Source organism: Cupriavidus sp. F041 (assembly GCF_057814235.1).
Map to the genome: position 1 here is coordinate 3,259,350 of NZ_JBVASY010000002.1, position 16,084 is coordinate 3,275,433.

Annotated in this window: 14 protein-coding genes; 6 read left to right on the forward strand and 8 right to left on the reverse strand. The window is 67.6% G+C overall.

The window, feature by feature from the left end:
- Window positions 1-132: 132 nt before the first annotated feature.
- Together ACZY0R_RS32435 and ACZY0R_RS32440 are read right to left on the reverse strand one after the other, a co-directional pair.
- Complete coding sequence (locus tag ACZY0R_RS32435) at window positions 133-972, reverse strand: HpcH/HpaI aldolase/citrate lyase family protein (protein ID WP_488864236.1); 840 nt, start codon at window positions 970-972, stop codon at window positions 133-135.
- A complete protein-coding gene (locus ACZY0R_RS32440) occupies window positions 969-2,141 on the reverse strand; it encodes a CaiB/BaiF CoA transferase family protein (protein ID WP_488864238.1) in 1,173 nt (390 codons plus the stop codon). Before ACZY0R_RS32440 ends, ACZY0R_RS32435 begins: the two co-directional genes overlap by 4 nt.
- Before the next feature lie 179 nt (window positions 2,142-2,320).
- Here ACZY0R_RS32440 and ACZY0R_RS32445 point away from each other — a divergent pair, with 179 nt between their 5' ends.
- Window positions 2,321-3,283 (forward strand): LysR substrate-binding domain-containing protein, encoded by a 963-nt coding sequence (locus ACZY0R_RS32445; RefSeq protein WP_488864240.1) that lies wholly within the window; start codon window positions 2,321-2,323, stop codon window positions 3,281-3,283.
- 139 nt (window positions 3,284-3,422) lie between these two features.
- Window positions 3,423-4,397: a Bug family tripartite tricarboxylate transporter substrate binding protein gene (locus tag ACZY0R_RS32450; protein WP_488864242.1), complete on the forward strand. Its 975-nt coding sequence runs from the start codon at window positions 3,423-3,425 to the stop codon at window positions 4,395-4,397.
- A gap of 41 nt (window positions 4,398-4,438) precedes the next feature.
- On the opposite strand, the gene ACZY0R_RS32455 is transcribed toward ACZY0R_RS32450, so the two are convergent.
- The 3 genes from ACZY0R_RS32455 to ACZY0R_RS32465 all read right to left on the reverse strand — a co-directional run bounded on the left by ACZY0R_RS32455 (window position 4,439) and on the right by ACZY0R_RS32465 (window position 8,529).
- Entirely contained in the window at window positions 4,439-6,250 is a 1,812-nt protein-coding gene (locus ACZY0R_RS32455; RefSeq protein WP_488864244.1) for a cytochrome P450, read from the reverse strand.
- A gap of 376 nt (window positions 6,251-6,626) precedes the next feature.
- Window positions 6,627-7,439 carry a prolipoprotein diacylglyceryl transferase gene (gene lgt, locus ACZY0R_RS32460; protein ID WP_045239007.1) on the reverse strand — a complete coding sequence of 271 codons (813 nt, stop codon included), beginning with the start codon at window positions 7,437-7,439 and terminating at the stop codon, window positions 6,627-6,629.
- A gap of 79 nt (window positions 7,440-7,518) precedes the next feature.
- On the reverse strand, window positions 7,519-8,529 hold the full coding sequence (locus tag ACZY0R_RS32465) for a LysR family transcriptional regulator (protein ID WP_045239006.1): 1,011 nt from the start codon (window positions 8,527-8,529) through the stop codon (window positions 7,519-7,521).
- A gap of 164 nt (window positions 8,530-8,693) precedes the next feature.
- On the opposite strand from ACZY0R_RS32465, the gene ilvD reads away from it, so the two are divergent.
- Complete coding sequence (ilvD, locus tag ACZY0R_RS32470) at window positions 8,694-10,367, forward strand: dihydroxy-acid dehydratase (RefSeq protein ID WP_045239005.1); 1,674 nt, start codon at window positions 8,694-8,696, stop codon at window positions 10,365-10,367.
- A gap of 185 nt (window positions 10,368-10,552) precedes the next feature.
- On the opposite strand, the gene ACZY0R_RS32475 is transcribed toward ilvD, so the two are convergent.
- The 3 genes from ACZY0R_RS32475 to ACZY0R_RS32485 all read right to left on the reverse strand — a co-directional run bounded on the left by ACZY0R_RS32475 (window position 10,553) and on the right by ACZY0R_RS32485 (window position 13,237).
- Window positions 10,553-11,137 carry a hypothetical protein gene (locus tag ACZY0R_RS32475; protein ID WP_488864247.1) on the reverse strand — a complete coding sequence of 195 codons (585 nt, stop codon included), beginning with the start codon at window positions 11,135-11,137 and terminating at the stop codon, window positions 10,553-10,555.
- Window positions 11,134-11,577, reverse strand: coding sequence for a DNA polymerase III subunit chi (locus tag ACZY0R_RS32480; RefSeq protein WP_488864249.1), 444 nt, complete (start codon window positions 11,575-11,577; stop codon window positions 11,134-11,136). The genes ACZY0R_RS32475 and ACZY0R_RS32480 overlap by 4 nt, the downstream gene beginning before the upstream one ends.
- A gap of 73 nt (window positions 11,578-11,650) precedes the next feature.
- Window positions 11,651-13,237 (reverse strand): leucyl aminopeptidase, encoded by a 1,587-nt coding sequence (locus ACZY0R_RS32485; protein WP_488864251.1) that lies wholly within the window; start codon window positions 13,235-13,237, stop codon window positions 11,651-11,653.
- 140 nt (window positions 13,238-13,377) lie between these two features.
- Here ACZY0R_RS32485 and lptF point away from each other — a divergent pair, with 140 nt between their 5' ends.
- From lptF to ACZY0R_RS32500, 3 genes are read left to right on the forward strand one after another with little or no spacing between them, the layout of a single operon-like run.
- On the forward strand, window positions 13,378-14,502 hold the full coding sequence (lptF, locus tag ACZY0R_RS32490; protein WP_045239001.1) for an LPS export ABC transporter permease LptF: 1,125 nt from the start codon (window positions 13,378-13,380) through the stop codon (window positions 14,500-14,502).
- A complete protein-coding gene (gene lptG, locus ACZY0R_RS32495; protein ID WP_488864254.1) occupies window positions 14,499-15,653 on the forward strand; it encodes an LPS export ABC transporter permease LptG in 1,155 nt (384 codons plus the stop codon). Before lptF ends, lptG begins: the two co-directional genes overlap by 4 nt.
- Window positions 15,654-15,676: 23 nt before the next feature.
- Window positions 15,677-16,081, forward strand: a complete 405-nt coding sequence (locus ACZY0R_RS32500) for a sirohydrochlorin chelatase (protein ID WP_488864256.1) — start codon at window positions 15,677-15,679, stop codon at window positions 16,079-16,081.
- The last annotated feature ends 3 nt before the right edge of the window (window positions 16,082-16,084 follow it).

Below are 16,084 nucleotides of genomic sequence, written 5' to 3' on the forward strand. Positions count from 1 at the left end.
CTTCCGGGCCACGCTCCGCGCCGGCCGCGCGGCGCCCCCAGCGCAGGCTGTTCAGACGCCGCACCGGCCAGCGCTCGCCCTGGCGCTCGCTGACGCGGCGCAGCACGCGCGCGGATCGCCCGCCGCCCCAACCTAGCCGGCCTGCCGCAGAACCCTGCGCGCGCGCTCCAGCACCGGCCGGTCCACCATCTTGCCGTCGACCGCGACCGCGGCGCCCTGCGCACCGGCGGCGGCCGCCACGATGCGCTGCGCCCAAGCCCGCTCCCGTTCCGACGGCGCCAGTCCGGCATGCACCTGCGCCACCTGCTGCGGATGGATCAGCAGCTTGGCGCCAAACCCGAAGCGCCGCGCGCGCGTGGTCTGCCGGGCCAGCTCCACGGCATCGCCGATGGCCGTGCAAACCCCGTCCACCGGCGCCGGCAATCCCGCCGCGCGCGAATGCATCACCAGCCTGCCGCGGAAATAATCCAGCGGCTCGTCCTCGTCCGCCACGTCCAGGTCGAACATCAGGTCGATGCTGCCCAACAGCAGCCGCACCACGCCGGCCGCGCGGCTCACCGCGCGCAGGTCGGCAAAGCCCGCCGCGGTTTCCATCAGTGGGTAAGAATTAACGTGCGGCAAAGCGAGAGCCAGCGCGTCCAGCGCAGCCGCATCGGCCTTGGGTAGTACCAGGTCGCGCGCTCGCCGGGCGCGGCACCAGTCCAGGTCGCCCGCGTGAAATTCGCTGTCGGCGGCATTCACGCGCACCAGCAGCGACACGCCGGCGGCAGCCGCCCGGGCCTGCCACTGTGGCCAGGATCCGGCCAGGCCCTCGCGCGCCGACGCTTTGGCGTCGGGCGCCACCGCGTCTTCGAAATCGACAATGACCGCATCCGCCCCCGAGCCGATCGCGCGCCCGATGCGCTCGGGGCGCGTCGCAGGCACGAACAGGTAGCTGCGGGCGGGCGCCCTGATGGCAGTGGCGTCGCTCATACCGCGCCCGCGCCGTGCAGCGCCGCCACCTGGGCGGGCGTCAGGCCAAGTTCGGCCAGCACCGCGTCGGTATGTTCGCCCACCGCCGGCACCGGGTCCATGCGCGCCTCTTGCGCGCCGGGCGGCAGCAGAGCGGGCACGGGACCGGCGGGCGTGTCGACCTGGCGCCAGCGCCCGCGCGCGGCCAGCTGCGGATGCGCCCAGACATCGGCCATGGTGTTCACGCGCGCATTGGCGATGCCGGCTGCTTCGAGCCGCGCCGTGACCTGCTCGGCGCTGAGCGCGGCAAATGCCTCCACGATGCGCGCGCGCAGCGCGGCGCGATTGGCGCTGCGCAGGCTGTTGTCGGCGTAGTCGGGATGCGTGGCGAGCGCCGGGTCCTCCAGCACGTGCTGGCAGAAGCTGTTCCACTCGCGCTCGTTCTGCAGGCCCAGCATCACGGTCTTGCCGTCGCCGGTGGGGAACGGGCCATAGGGATAGATGGTGGCATGGGCGGCGCCGGCGCGCGGGGGCGGCTCGGCGCCGTCGAAGGCGTAGTAGAGCGGGAAACCCATCCACTCCACGGTGGACTCCAGCATCGAGATATCGATGCGCTTGCCACGCCCGGTCTGGCCGCGCTCGATCAGCGCCGCCAGGATATTGCTGTAGGCATACATGCCGGCGGCGATGTCGGCCACCGAGGCGCCAGCCTTAACGCCCTCCCCGGGCGTGCCCGTGACCGAGACAAAGCCCGATTCGCTCTGCACCAGCAGGTCATAGGCCTTCTTGTCGCGGTAGGGACCGTCGGCGCCATAGCCGGAGATATCGCAAACGATCAGGCGCGGAAAGGGCTCCCTCAGCGCCTCGTAATCAAGCCCCAGACGCGCCGCCGCACCCGGCGCCAGGTTCTGCACCAGCACATCGGCGCGCGCCAGCAGCGCCTCCAGCACCGGTGCCGCCTGCGCGTGCTTGACGTCCACCGTCACGCTTTCCTTCGAGCGGTTGGTCCACACGAAGTGCGAGGACAAGCCGCGCACCCGGCTATCGTAGGCGCGCGCGAAGTCGCCCACGCCGGGGCGCTCGATCTTGATCACGCGCGCGCCGAGGTCGGCCAGCTGGCGGGTGCAGAACGGCGCGGCAATCGCCTGCTCCAGGGAAACGACGGTGATGCCTTGCAGCGGTTGGGACATGGCTGGACTCGTTGATGCTTGGGTACGTGGGGGTGAAGGCCGGCGGCGCAAAGGCGTGAACCCGGCCGGCCAGCCCACAATCTAGCGCCTGGCGGCGCCCGCTGGGAAATAGGGAATGCCTAGTCGCCCATAAGTAGAATAAATACCTTACACGGGAAACGCCAAACCAAGGACACCCAATGGATATCCGCTCCATGCGCTACTTCGTGGCCATCGTCGACCACGGCAGCCTGACCCGCGCCGCTGAAGCGGTGTGCGTGGCGCAGCCAGCGCTGAGCCAGCAACTCGCCGCGCTGGAGGCCGAATACGGCGTGCCGCTGGTGCACCGCGGCCCCAAGGGCGTGAAGCCGACCGAGGCCGGCAAGACCCTGTACCGGCATGCGCGCACCATCCTCAAACAGGTGGAAAGTGCCGGCGCCGACGTGCGCGCGGCGGGCGCCGAGGTCTCCGGCGCGGTGGCCATCGGCTTGCCCACCACCGCCGCCGCGGCCTTTGGCATGCCGCTGATCCGGGCGGTGCGGGCGCGCTACCCGCAGGTACGCCTGCAACTGTTTGAGAGCATGAGCGGCTACATCTCGGAGCTGCTCAACAACAACCGGCTCGACTTCGCCATCCTGTTCCGCGACACGGCTTCGCGCGCGGTGGAACCCGAAATGCTGGCCAGCGAGTCGCTGTACCTGATCGGCAACCCGCCCGATGCGCCAGACGCCGCCGGCCGCCGCCGTGCCCGCCGCGACACCATCGCGCTCAGGCAACTGGCGGGCGTGCCGCTGGTCCTGCCGAGCGGCTCGCAGGGCCTGCGCGAAGTGCTGGAGCGCAGCTTCGCGCAAGCTGGCGCGGCACTCAACGTGGTAGCCGACCTCGACTCCCTGCCCTTCCTGCTGGGCGCCGCGCGCGAAGGGCTGGCCTGCACCATCCTGCCGGCCTCGGCGGTAGACCCGAGCGATGCCGCCATGCCCACGCGCCTGATCCTGCCCGAGTTGCGCCGCACGCTGTCGCTGTGCTGGCCCCGCGCGCTGCCGCGCACGCGCGCGGCGGAAGCGGTGGCCGAGATCCTGCGCGAGATCGTCGACGCGCGCATCGCCCAGGGCGGCTCGCTCAAGCCGGCGCCGGGCGCCGCCCAGCCAGGCTCAGCGGAATAAATAAATCTTATGGCGGTAGTCGGCGATTGAATTTCTCCGGCGCAAACCCCTCGTGTAGAGTCGCTGCCAGCGACAGGCAAGGCGTAGCCATCGGCAGGAACAGACTGCTATGCCGCCATCCCAACATCGAGGAGACACCATGCAACGCACCCGCCATGTCCTGGCCGGCATCGCCGCGGCGATTTCGCTGTTCGCCGGCGCTGCCGCGCAGGCCGAGACTTATCCCGCCAAGCCTATCCAGATGATCGTGCCGCAGGCGCCGGGCGGCACCAACGACATCGTCGCGCGCCTGGTCGCGGCCGACCTGTCGCAGCGCCTCGGCCAGCAGGTGGTGGTGGAAAACCGCCCCGGCGCCGGCGGCAATATCGGTACGCAGACGGCCGCGCGCTCGGCGCCCGACGGCTACACGCTGCTGATGACCATCAGCAGCACCCAGGCCATCAACCCCTCGCTGTACCGCCAGGTGCCGTTCGATCCGGTGCGCGATTTCGAGCCGATCTCGCCGGTGGCGAGCGTGCCCAATGTGCTGGTGGCCAACCCCGCCTTCCCCGCCAGGACGCTGCCCGAACTGATCAGCATGGCCAAGGCCAAGCCGGATTTCTACCGCTATGCCTCCGCCGGCAACGGCACGCTCAACCACCTGCTGGGCGAAATGCTCAACAGCATGGCCGGCATCAAGCTGGAGCACGTCCCCTACAAGGGCGTGGCGCCCGCGCTCAACGATGTGCTTGGCAATCAGGTGCCGCTGGCCTTCGCCAGCCTGCCCTCGGTGCTGGCGCATATCAAGGCCGGCAAGGTGCGCGCGCTCGGCGTCAGCTCCGCCAAGCGCTCGCCGTTCGCGCCCGACATCCCGGCCATCGGCGAGACCGTGCCCGGCTACAGCGGCGACCTGTGGGTCGGCCTGTTCGCGGTCAAGGGCACACCGAAGGAAGTCACGCAGAAGCTCGCGCAGACCATGCAGGCCGCGCTCGCCGACAAGACGCTGCGCGACAAGCTGGCGGCGCAAGGCGCCGAGGTCCTCACCGGCACGCCGCAGCAGTTCGGCGCCATGCTCAAGGCCGATCTCGACAAATGGGCGGTGATCGTGAAAAAGTCCGGGGCGCAAGTGGATTGACGAGGCTGCAGCCAGGCTGATCAGCCAGGCTGGCGATTCAACTATCGCGCTGAGAACATCACCCACAGGTCCGTCGGCATCATCGTAAAGCCGAAGGCCTCCCCGACCGGGCCCGACTCGGGCGCGCGGCGGATGTCAAAGTTCTGGCAGACCATCGATATCGCCGCCTTGGCCTCCAGCAGCGCGAGATTGCGTCCGGGGCACAAGCGCGGTCCCGAGCCGAACGGCACGAAGCCGCTGTGATGCTGGGCCGCCGGGGTGGCGCCCTGCAGCCAGCGCTCCGGCCGGAACTCGCGGGCTGCGGGAAAGTTGCGCTCCTGCAGTGCATTCGGCCGGTTCACCAACACCAGCAGCGTCCCGCGCGGCACCCGGACGCCGCCCACTTCCACGTCTTCATTCGGTTCCAGGAAGAAGAGCGGCGCGACCGGCTTGAGCCGCAGCGACTCGTACGCGACCGCCTCCACGTACACGAGCCTGGCGGCATCCCGCATGTCCTGCAGGACGTCCGCCTGCCCCAGCACTGTCCCCACCTCCTCCCGCATCCTGCGCTGCACCTCCGGGTGGCAGCACATGAAATACATCATCCAGGCAACGGTATTGGCGGTCGTATCCTCGCCCGCTACCAGGATCGTGAAGATATTCGCGAACAGTTCCTCATCGTCCAGCGGCGCCTGACCCATCTGCTGGGCCACCAGCATCGCCTCCAGGAAATTGGCCGGATGCGCGGCAAGCTCCGGCGCCCGCGCCAGCCGCTCGCGGGCCGCGGCGATGAACTCGCCGATGATCTGGTGGATTGCCGCGAGGGCGCGGTCGAACGAGCGATCCGCCGGCAGCCTGACATAGTGCCAGTACGGGAATGGCGCATTGACGCGCCGGTTCACCATCGGCAGGATCTGTTCGAGATGCTGCTGGATGACCTCGCCCTCGCGCTCCAGCGTGTTGATGTCGTAGCCGAAGGCCAGGGCGGTCGTCACATCTACCGTGTAGCGCATCAGGTCGTGCTGCACATCCACCCGCCGCCGCTGCGCGGCCGCCTTATGCCAGTGCCGCTCCAGCCTGCGCGTGACGCTGGCCAGCATCGGAAAGAAGGCACGCAGCCGGTGCGCATCCAGCGCCTGCGCCACCGGCCGGCGCTGCCTGCGCCATACCTCGCCCTCGGCGGAGAACACGCCGAGCGCGCCCATCTCCAGCGCCACCGCCTCCAGCGCGCCGATACGGCGATAGGTCGCGGGCCGGTCGCGGAGGATCTTGTCGATCAATGCCCCATCGGCGATCACCAGGGCTGGCCGGTTCGCCATGCGCACGCAGAACAGGGGGCCGAATTCCTCGCACCATTGCTCGAAGACGAGGTGCATCCGCTGCTGCTGCCATTGCAACTGCAACGCACTGCCCAGCCAGGGCAGGCCTTTCGGACCGGGAAGCTCCGAGAGCGAGCGCAGGCCAGGGCCCGACGCTGTGGATGGCGGCGCCGGATCCGGCAGCGCCTGCAGGCGCTGCCATGCAAGGATCTCGTCGCGGTCCGCCATGACCGCGCCGTCCTCGATGACGGCGGCAAACCGCTTCAGGCAGACTTCGGGCCGCTCGACAACTGTGCCGGAGCCGCAGTCGAAGCGCCATCCGTGGCCGCGGCAAGTGAGCACGCCATGCTCGATGGCGCCTTCGGCCAGTAGCGTGCCCCGGTGCGGGCAATGCCCCTGGTAGACCAACGCGCCGCCGCCGTGCCCGATCACGACGAGATCCACGCCGTCGACCCTGGCAGGCAACGCAACGTCGTCGCGCACCTCCGACGCGGCCGCGAGGCGCACCCGCATCGAGGAAGGCTCGGGTCCAGCCGCCTCACGCGCCATTTCCATCGCTTTCTCCCCTGGCTGGAGTTCAAGCCAGACGGCATGCGCCGTTGAAGCCGCCACTGGCCGGCTTGCGACGGCAGTGGCGCACATCGGCGTGGCAGCCTCTGTGGCAAACGGCCCGCCTGAAAGCAAGCATATACACCGCCGGCGCTCCAGCCCAAGCGCGTTGACGCGCTTGCGGGGGTCACCGTGCCGATACCGCGCGGGCATCACATTCGCGTCATCGGCGCTCAGATGCGGCCAAATTCGGCACGTGCGGGATTGCCTCATGCTGCGTGCCCTGTACTCGCGCCCTGGCGTTTGTGGTGAAAATGGGCGGACCACGAGAAAAGCGGGCCTTGGCCCGCTTTTCTCAGTCCGCCGGCAGAGGTGGCAGAGGTCAGCGCGCCGAAGCCTGCGCCGCGTGCCCGCGGCGGTTGGCCCAGACCAGCATCGCCACGCCAGCCAGGATCATCGGCAGGCTGAGCCACTGGCCCATGGAGAAGTTAAGCGCCAGCAAGCCGAGGAAGTTGTCCGGCTCGCGCGCGAACTCGGCGAGGAAACGGAAGCCCCCGTAGCCGATCAGGAACACGCCCGACACGGCGCCCATGGGCCGCGGCTTCCTGGCGAACAGCCACAGGATGATGAACAGCGCCACGCCCTCGCCGGCGAACTGGTAGAGCTGGGAAGGATGGCGCGGGATGTTGTCGCCGGCCTGCGGGAAGATCATGCCCCAGGGCAGGTCGGTGGCGCGGCCCCACAGCTCGCCGTTGATGAAGTTGCCGATGCGCCCGGCCGCCAGCCCGCAGGGAATCATCGGCGCGATGAAGTCGGTGACCTCCATCCAGTGCCGCCCGCGCAGCTTGCCGAACAGCCACATCGCCACGACCACGCCCAGGAAGCCGCCATGGAAGGCCATGCCGCCCTCCCACACCTTGAAGATCTCGAGTGGATGGCTCAGGTAGTAATCGGCCTTGTAGAACAGCACATAGCCCAGCCGTCCGCCCAGGATCACGCCCAGCACGCCGAAGAACAGCATGTCGTCCAGGTCCTTGACGGTCCAGCCCTGAGCCGCGATGTGCGGCTGGCGGATGCGCAGGCGGCCAAACCACAGGAACATGATGAAACCGGCCAGGTACATCAGCCCGTACCAGCGGATGGCAAGCGGGCCGAGATGAATGGCGACCGGATCGAATTGGGGATGAATCAGCATGTGTGCCGTGGAATTGGGTTGAAGGAAGACCGCCGCAGACAAATTCGAAAAACGAAATACGCCCGGACGGTATCGAATATCAGTGTTCAGCCTGTGGCCGTGCCGCGCGCCTGATGGCCACGTTCGTGCCGGGCTCCGTGCCCGGCTTTATGCCAGCCAATTGCGTCAGCGTCATGGCAGACGCCAGCGCACCGGCAATCTCGATGAACGACCTCAGCACCGGGCTCACGCTGCCCGCACCAGCCTCGCGCCACACCAGGCCGGTCTCGATATCGGGCCCGGCGTCGCGCAACGGCAGGTAGGACACACCAGTACGGCGAAGGTTGCAAAGCGACGCCGGCACCAGCGCCACCCCCATGCCGGCCGATACCAGGCTGACGATGGTCTGCATCTGGATGGCCTCCTGGGCAATGACCGGCGTAAGGCCTTCGCGCGCATAACAGCCCGTAATGATGTCATAAAACGCCGGCGCGCTTCGCCGGGGGAAGATGATGAGGGGCTCGTGCGCCGCATCCCTGAGGGAAACGCCGGCTGCCGCGGTGCCCTCCCCCGTCCCCGCACGCCAGCCTTCCGGCACCGCCAGCACCAGCGGCTCGCGCACCAGCGGCAGATAGGAAACGCCATGCGGCATTGCCGGCAGTTGCGGGCGGATCACCAGCCCGGCGTCGATGGTGCCTTCCATCAGGGCCTCCAGCTGGATATCGCTGGTGGCCTCGCGCAGTTGCAGTTGCACATTGGGATGGCGCGCGCGAAAGCGCCGCAGCAGGTCGGGCAGGATGCCGTAGTCGGCCGTGCTGACAAAGGCCAGCGAGAGCGTGCCGGCCTCCCCGCGCGCCAGCCGCTGGGCCAGCCCCGGCAGCGCGGCGGCGTCCGCCAGCACGCGCCGCACCTCGGGCAGCCATTGCTGGCCGGCCGGCGTGAGCGCCACCGAGCGCCGCGTGCGGGCGAACAGTTGCACCCCGATCTCCTCTTCCAGTGCCTGGATCTGCTGGGAAAGCGGCGGCTGGGTCATGGCCAGGCGCCGCGCGGCACGGCCGAAATGTAGCTCCTCCGCCACCGTCACGAAGTAGCGCAGCTGGCGCAGGTCCACATGGGCTCCTGATATGTTTATCGACTCAATAAAGGTTGAATAATATATTTGACAGCATAAAAGGCAAGCGGCATGCTCTCGTCCACAACATGGCAAGAGCTTGCCCGGTCCCCGGCTACCTCGGGGCGCCCCGCGCAGGCCGGCACATTCCCCCGGAGATTCCCATGGCATACAACAAACGTTCGCAGAACATCACGCAAGGCGTGGCGCGCTCCCCCAACCGCTCGATGTACTACGCGCTGGGCTACAAGAAGGAAGACTTCGACAAGCCGATGGTGGGCATCGCCAACGGCCACTCCACCATCACGCCGTGCAACTCCGGCCTGCAACGGCTGGCCGACGCCGCCGTGGACGCCATCAAGGCCTCCGACGCCAACCCGCAGATCTTCGGCACCCCGACCATCTCGGACGGCATGTCGATGGGCACCGAGGGCATGAAGTACTCGCTGATCTCGCGCGAAGTCATCGCCGACTGCATCGAGACCGCGGCCCAGGGCCAGTGGATGGACGGCGTGGTCGTGATCGGCGGCTGCGACAAGAACATGCCGGGCGGCATGATCGCGCTGGCGCGCACCAATGTGCCGGGCATCTACGTGTACGGCGGCACCATCAAGCCGGGCAACTGGAAGGGCAAGGACCTGACCATCGTGTCGTCGTTCGAAGCCGTGGGCGAATTCACCGCCGGCCGCATGAGCCAGGAAGACTTCGAAGGCGTCGAGAAAAATGCCTGCCCGTCGTCGGGTTCGTGCGGCGGCATGTACACCGCCAACACCATGAGCTCCTCGTTCGAGGCGCTGGGCATGTCGCTGCTGTATTCCTCGACCATGGCCAACCCGGACCAGGAAAAGGTCGACAGCGCCGCCGAATCGGCACGCGTGCTGGTCGAAGCCATCAAGAAGGACATCAAGCCGCGCGACATCATCACGCGTAAGTCCATCGAGAACGCGGTCTCGCTGATCATGGCCACCGGCGGCTCCACCAACGCCGTGCTGCACTACCTGGCGATCGCCCACTCGGCCGAAGTGGAATGGACCATCGACGACTTCGAGCGCATCCGCCGCAAGGTGCCGGTGATCTGCAACCTGAAGCCCTCGGGCCAGTACGTGGCGACCGACCTGCACCGCGCCGGCGGCATCCCGCAGGTCATGAAGATCCTGCTCAAGGCCGGCCTGCTGCATGGCGACTGCCTGACCATCACCGGCCGCACGCTGGCCGAGGAACTGGAAAACGTGCCGGACACCCCGCGCGCCGACCAGGACGTGATCCTGCCGATCGAGCGCGCGCTGTACAAGGAAGGCCACCTGGCCATCCTGAAGGGCAACCTGGCACCGGAAGGCGCGGTCGCCAAGATCACCGGCCTGAAGAACCCGGTCATCACCGGCCCGGCCCGCGTGTTCGAGGACGAGCAAAGCGCCATGGACGCCATCCTGGCCGACAAGATCAATGCTGGCGACATCCTGGTGCTGCGTTACCTGGGTCCCAAGGGCGGCCCCGGCATGCCTGAAATGCTGGCCCCCACCTCGGCCATCATCGGCAAGGGCCTGGGCGAGTCGGTCGGCTTCATCACCGACGGCCGCTTCTCGGGCGGCACCTGGGGCATGGTGGTAGGCCACGTGGCGCCGGAAGCGTACGTGGGCGGCAACATCGCGCTGGTGCAGGAAGGCGACTCGGTCACCATCGACGCGCACAAGCTGCTGCTGCAACTGAACGTGAGCGACGAAGAACTGGCCAAGCGCCGTGCGGCATGGAAGCAGCCGGCACCGCGTTATACGCGTGGCGTGCTGGCGAAGTTCTCCAAGCTGGCTTCGACGGCAAGCAAGGGCGCAGTGACGGACTGAGGCTGAATGCTTTAGCGCCGGAATGAAAAAGCCCGCGAGCGATCGCGGGCTTTTTTTTGGTGCGGCGCAGACTCAAACACCCGCTTGGTTGCTCCCCTCTCCCCCTGAGGGGAGAGGGAGCAACAGCCGTCGTCATCGCCGGCGGCTCTGGCCTGTTCGTCGGCTTCGTTCCGTGCCTGGGGCCTTCACATGCCGCCCGGATCCCGCTCAATTTCTTCCAGCGTGGCATCCAGCCACTCCACCAGCCGGGCCTCCAGCGACTGCGTCAGTTCCGACGCCAGCTGCGCGGTCAGCGGGGCCAGCCGCGATTGCAGCGTGGCCTCCGTATGGGCCTCCACCACCTGCGGCCACTCGGTGCGAAAACGCATCATCACGCGCGTCAGCAACTCGCTGCGCACCGCGCGCAGTTCGTCCGCACTGGGCGGCGGGCTGGCGTGTGGCGCGGCATGGGAAACCGAATAGGCTCCGTCCCGGGCGGAAGGGGTTGGCTGGTGCAGCGCGGGCACCTCGGCGGCGGGAATGCCCGCCCCAGCCTCGCGCGGCACGACGACATGGGTCAGCGCACCGGGCCAGCTGATTTCGGGAGCGGGCTGGGCATGGCTTCGCCCGCCAGCCTCGGCTTCTGTCCGGGCGACCGTGCCCGCGCCCGGCTCGTCCTGCACCGGCGGCCTGGCGCCGTCGGCAGGCAGGTCGATCACCTCGGTCAGCAACGGAATGCTGTCGTTGGGCCCGATGCGCTGAATCACGCGCGAGGTGGTGCGTTCGGTCATACGGCGTCCCCCTTGCCCTGGCTGGCCTGGGCGATATCGTGGTGGGCCAGCGCATAGCCGCGTTCACGGTAGAGGCGGAAACGCTCGCGCCCCGCGGCCCGGTCGCCGGCGTCGCTGCCGACCACCTCGATCATGCGCTCGAAACTGGCAAATTGCGCGGGCGTCTCAGCACTGAGGTTGATCAGCAACTGGTGGTGTGGGGCCTGGTCCAGCCTGGCTGCCAGCACGATCGGCGTCACGCCGGCATGCGGGCTGTCGACGCCGCAATGCGGCAGGAAATCTAGCGCGGAGAATGTCCACAAGCGCGCATCGAGCTGCGCCAGCTGCTCCGGCGCGCCGTGCACCACCAGCTTCTGGCCGGCGCCGTAGGCCTTGCGGATCAGCCGGCAAGCGTAGCCGAGCTTGTCGGGCACGTTGCTGTGGAAATCGATACGCGTCATGGGTGAAAACCAATCCTGTGAAGATGAAACCGGGCGGGCCGGCGCCGGAAGACGGCGCCGGCCCGTCCCGCCGTCAGCCGGCGCGGTCCATCAGGAACTGCGTCAGCAACGGCACCGGACGGCCGGTGGCGCCCTTGGCGGCACCGCTCTTCCAGGCCGTGCCGGCGATGTCCAGGTGGGCCCAGTCGTACTTCTCGGTATAGCGCGCCAGGAAGCAGGCCGCGGTCACGCTGCCGGCCGGGCGGCCGCCGATATTGGCCATGTCGGCGAAGTTGGACTTGAGCTGGTCCTGGTAGTCATCGTCCAGCGGCATGCGCCAGGCGGTGTCCATGGCCTTGCGGCCGGCTTGCAGCAGTTGATCCGCCAGGCCGTCGTTGCGGGCGTAGAGGCCGCTGTTGACGTGGCCCAGCGCGATGATGCAGGCGCCCGTCAGGGTTGCCACATCCACCACGGCGGCCGGCTTGAAGCGCTCTACATAGGTCAGCGCGTCGCACAGCACCAGGCGGCCTTCGGCGTCGGTGTTGAGGATCTCGATGGTCTGGCCGGACATGCTGGTGACCACGTCGCCCGGCTTGGTGGCTTGGCCGCTGGGCATGTTCTCGCAGGTGGGAACCACCGCGATCACGTTCAGCTTGAGGCCCATCTCGGCCACCGCCTGCAGCGTGCCCAGCACCGAGGCGGCGCCGCACATGTCGTATTTCATCTCGTCCATGCCCTCGCCGGGCTTGAGCGAGATACCGCCGGTATCGAAGGTGATGCCCTTGCCCACCAGCACCACCGGCGCCTGTTTGGCCGAGGCGCCGTCGTAGCGCAGCACAATGAACTGGGGCGGCTCGACGGCGCCCTTGGTGACTGCCAGGAAGGCACCCATCTTGAGGGCTTCGAGCTGCTTGCGGCCCAGCACTTCCGCCTTGAGCTTGTGGCGCTTGGCGATGCCGCGCGCAGTGTTGGCCAGGTAGGTCGGGGTGCAGATATTGGACGGCAGGTTGCCCAGGTCCTTGGTCAGCTCCATGCCGTTGGCGATGGCCGCGCCGCGGACCACGGCCTGGGCCGCCGCCTTGGCGTCGGCCGCGTCGACCGTCAGCACCACCTTGCGCAGGCCGGGGAGCTTGTCATTGCTGTTGCTGTTGCTGTTGCCGTTGCCGTTGCCGGCGCTGTTGCCCTTGGCGTTGGCGCGCTTGAGCGCGGGATGGCGCTCCAACAGGCGGTAGCCGGCTTCGCGGATCAGCGTGACGGTGGTAACCAGGCGCCAGCCCAGGTCGCGGGCATTGCCGGCCTGCTGGGGCGCCTGCTGCTGGGCGAGGCACCACAGCACATTGGCGGCACGCGTGCCGGACAAGGCACGCAGGGACGTGCGCACGGCTTCGGCGAATGCCTTGTCGCCGAACTCGGCTTCCTTGCCGAATCCCACCAGCAGCACGCGGGCGGCGCCCACGCCGGCCACTTCGTGCAGCATCAGCTGCGTACCGCGCTTGCCCTCGAAATCGCCGAGCTTGACGATGCGGGACACCAAGCCCTTTGTCGCCACGTCAAGTGCCTTGGCCACGCCGGCCAGGCTCTGACCTTCAAACAGGCCCACTACCAGGCAATCGGTCTTGGTCGCCAGGAAACCATTTTGGCCCGCTTTGCTCCAATCCAGGGCTTTTGTGCTAAATTCCATCGCGCTTCCTTCCAGGGGCTCGTCCACCACGAAAGCTCCTATTATCCGCGATTTGCTGCCGGCGGTCCGCTATGCTTGCTAGCAAGCACCTCCGGCACCGACATCGCCCGCGCCGGCCGGCAGCCCGGAACCGACTCCGCATGATCTTTCAACAAGCCTTGCGTCGCGAGCTCGCCTACACCGCTGGCGCGGTGTTTCTGGTCATGCTGACATTCATGCTGACCTCGCTCGTCATCCGTATCCTGGGCATGGCCGCCAACGGCAAGGCCAGCCCCAACGACGTGCTGATGCTGATCGGCCTGGCCACCATCGGCTACCTGTCCATTTTGCTGTCGGCCACGCTGTTCATCTCCACCCTGATCGTGCTCACGCGCTGGTACAAGGATTCGGAGATGGTGGTGTGGTTCTCGGCAGGCATCTCGCTGCGCGACCTGGTCAAGCCGGTGCTGCAGTTTGCCGCGCCCTTCATCATCCTGTCGCTGCTGCTGGGCATCTTCGCCTGGCCGTGGGCCAACCAGCAGACCTCCTTGTTCCGCGACCGCTTCGAGCAGCGCGGCGTGCTGTCGATGATCGCCGCCGGACGCTTCATCGAGCCGGCCAAGGGCAACTATGTGCTGTTTATCGAAGGCATCGACGCCGACATGAAGTACGCGCGCAATGTCTTTGTCGCCAACGCCGAAGCCGACAAGATCGGCGTGGCGCTGGCCCACCAGGGCCAGTTCCAGACCCTGCCGAACGGCGACCGCATGGTGGTGATGGAAAACGGCCGCCGCTATGCCGGCACGCCCGGCAAGCTCGACTACCGCATCGTCGAGTTCGATCAGTACGCGGTCAAGGTGGACAGCAAACCACCCGAGTCGGAAGGCGACATCCCGACCAAGAGCCGCGACACCATCGACCTGCTGCGCAACCCCACCAACGAGAACCTGGGGGAGTTGCTGTGGCGCCTGTCGCTGCCGCTGCTGGCCTTCAACTTCGTGCTGATCGCCATCCCGCTTGCCTATGTCAACCCGCGCCTGGGCCGTTACACGCCGCTGGTCTTCGCGGTGCTGATCTACCTGACCTACAGTAACTTGATCAATCTCTCGCAGGCCTGGGTACGCTCCGGCTCGATCCCGTTTTCCCTGGCCTGGTGGCCGTTCCACCTGCTTGCCCTGCTGGGCGCGGTGATGCTGTTCCGCTACCGCCAGAACCGCAGCCTGGGAGGCTGGCGTGCCGTCTTCGGCCTGCCCCGCAAGGGCGGCAACACGGGGAGCCAGGCATGAGGGTATTGCGGGTCTACGAGCGCTATTTCGGACAGCTGATCTACGGCGTCTTCGCCTTTATCCTGTTTGCGGTGCTGGCGCTGTTCGTGTTTTTCGACATGCTCAGCGAACTGGAGAGCGTGGCAGGACGCTACACCTCGCTGGTGGCGTTCTTCCACGTCATCCTGCAAGCGCCCACGCGCATCTATGAGGTGCTGCCGATCGCCGTGCTGATCAGTGCGATCTATGTCTTCTCGCAACTGGCCAGCCAGTCGGAATACACGATCTTCCGGGTGGCCGGCCTGAATACGCGGCAGGCGCTGTTCTCGCTGTTCAAGCTGGCGGTGCCGCTGGCCATCGCCACGTTTATCTTCGGCGAGTTCATCGGTCCCAAGGCCGAGCAATACGCGCAGAAGATCAAGCTGGAGGCACTGGGCGCCACCGTCTCCGCGGGTTTCCGCTCCGGCGTGTGGGTCAAGGACCGCGACCGCGACGCCACCCTGGGCCATGAGGTCACCCGCTTCGTCAACGTGGCCGGCCTGCGGCCCGACCAGAGCATCATCGGCGTCACCATCTACGAATTCGACCAGCAATACCGGCTCAGCGTGATCCGCGTGGCCAAGGAAGGCCGCTACCAGGGCAACCAGTCCTGGCAGCTCACCGGCGTCACCGAAACCCATTTCCTGGATTTGCCCAGGGGCGAGCCGGGCAAGGCCGACACCCTGGCGCCGGTCTTCCGCGGCGAGCAGCGAAGCGTACCCAGCCTGGCCATGCGTTCCGAACTGACGCCGCAGATCCTGTCCGTGCTGCTGGTGGAGCCCGAGCGCATGTCCACGCTGGACCTGTTCCGCTATATCCGCCACCTGCGCGACAATAAGCAGGACACCCAGCGCTATGAGATCGCTTTCTGGAAGAAAGTGATCTACCCGCTGACCCTGTTCGTGATGGTGGCGCTGGCCCTGCCCTTCGCCTACCTGCACGCGCGGGCCGGCGCGGTGGGCGTCAAGGTGTTCGGCGGCATCATGCTGGGGCTGTCATTCCACCTGTCCAACACGCTGTTTTCGCACGTGGGGCTGTTGCATACCTGGCCGCCGATCGTCTCGGCGCTGATACCCGGCACGCTGTACCTGCTGGTGGCGCTTGGCGCGTTGCGCTGGGTGGACCGGCATTAAAACCAGCATTAAGGCGCCCGAAGATGACCACAACCCCCGCCCCCCTTGCGCGCCAGGCCCTGGTGCTGTTCGGCCACGGTGCGCGCGATGCGCGCTGGCGGGAGCCGTTTGACCGGCTGCACGCCAAGCTGGCCGCTGCCTTGCCGGGCAGCGCCGTGCGGCTGGCCTTCCTGGAACTGATGACGCCTTCGCTGCCGGACACGCTGGCCGAACTGGCTGCCGCCGGCATTGCCGATATCAATGTGGTGCCGGTTTTCTTCGGCCAGGGCGGGCATCTGCGGCGTGACCTGCCGGCGCTGCTCGATGACTGCCGCCAGCGGCATCCGGGAGTGACGATCCGCTGCGCCACGGCGGTGGGGGAGGATGAGAGCGTGCTGGATGCGATTGCTGCCTACTGCGTGGGGACGCTCAACGGCGATGAAGTCTGACGC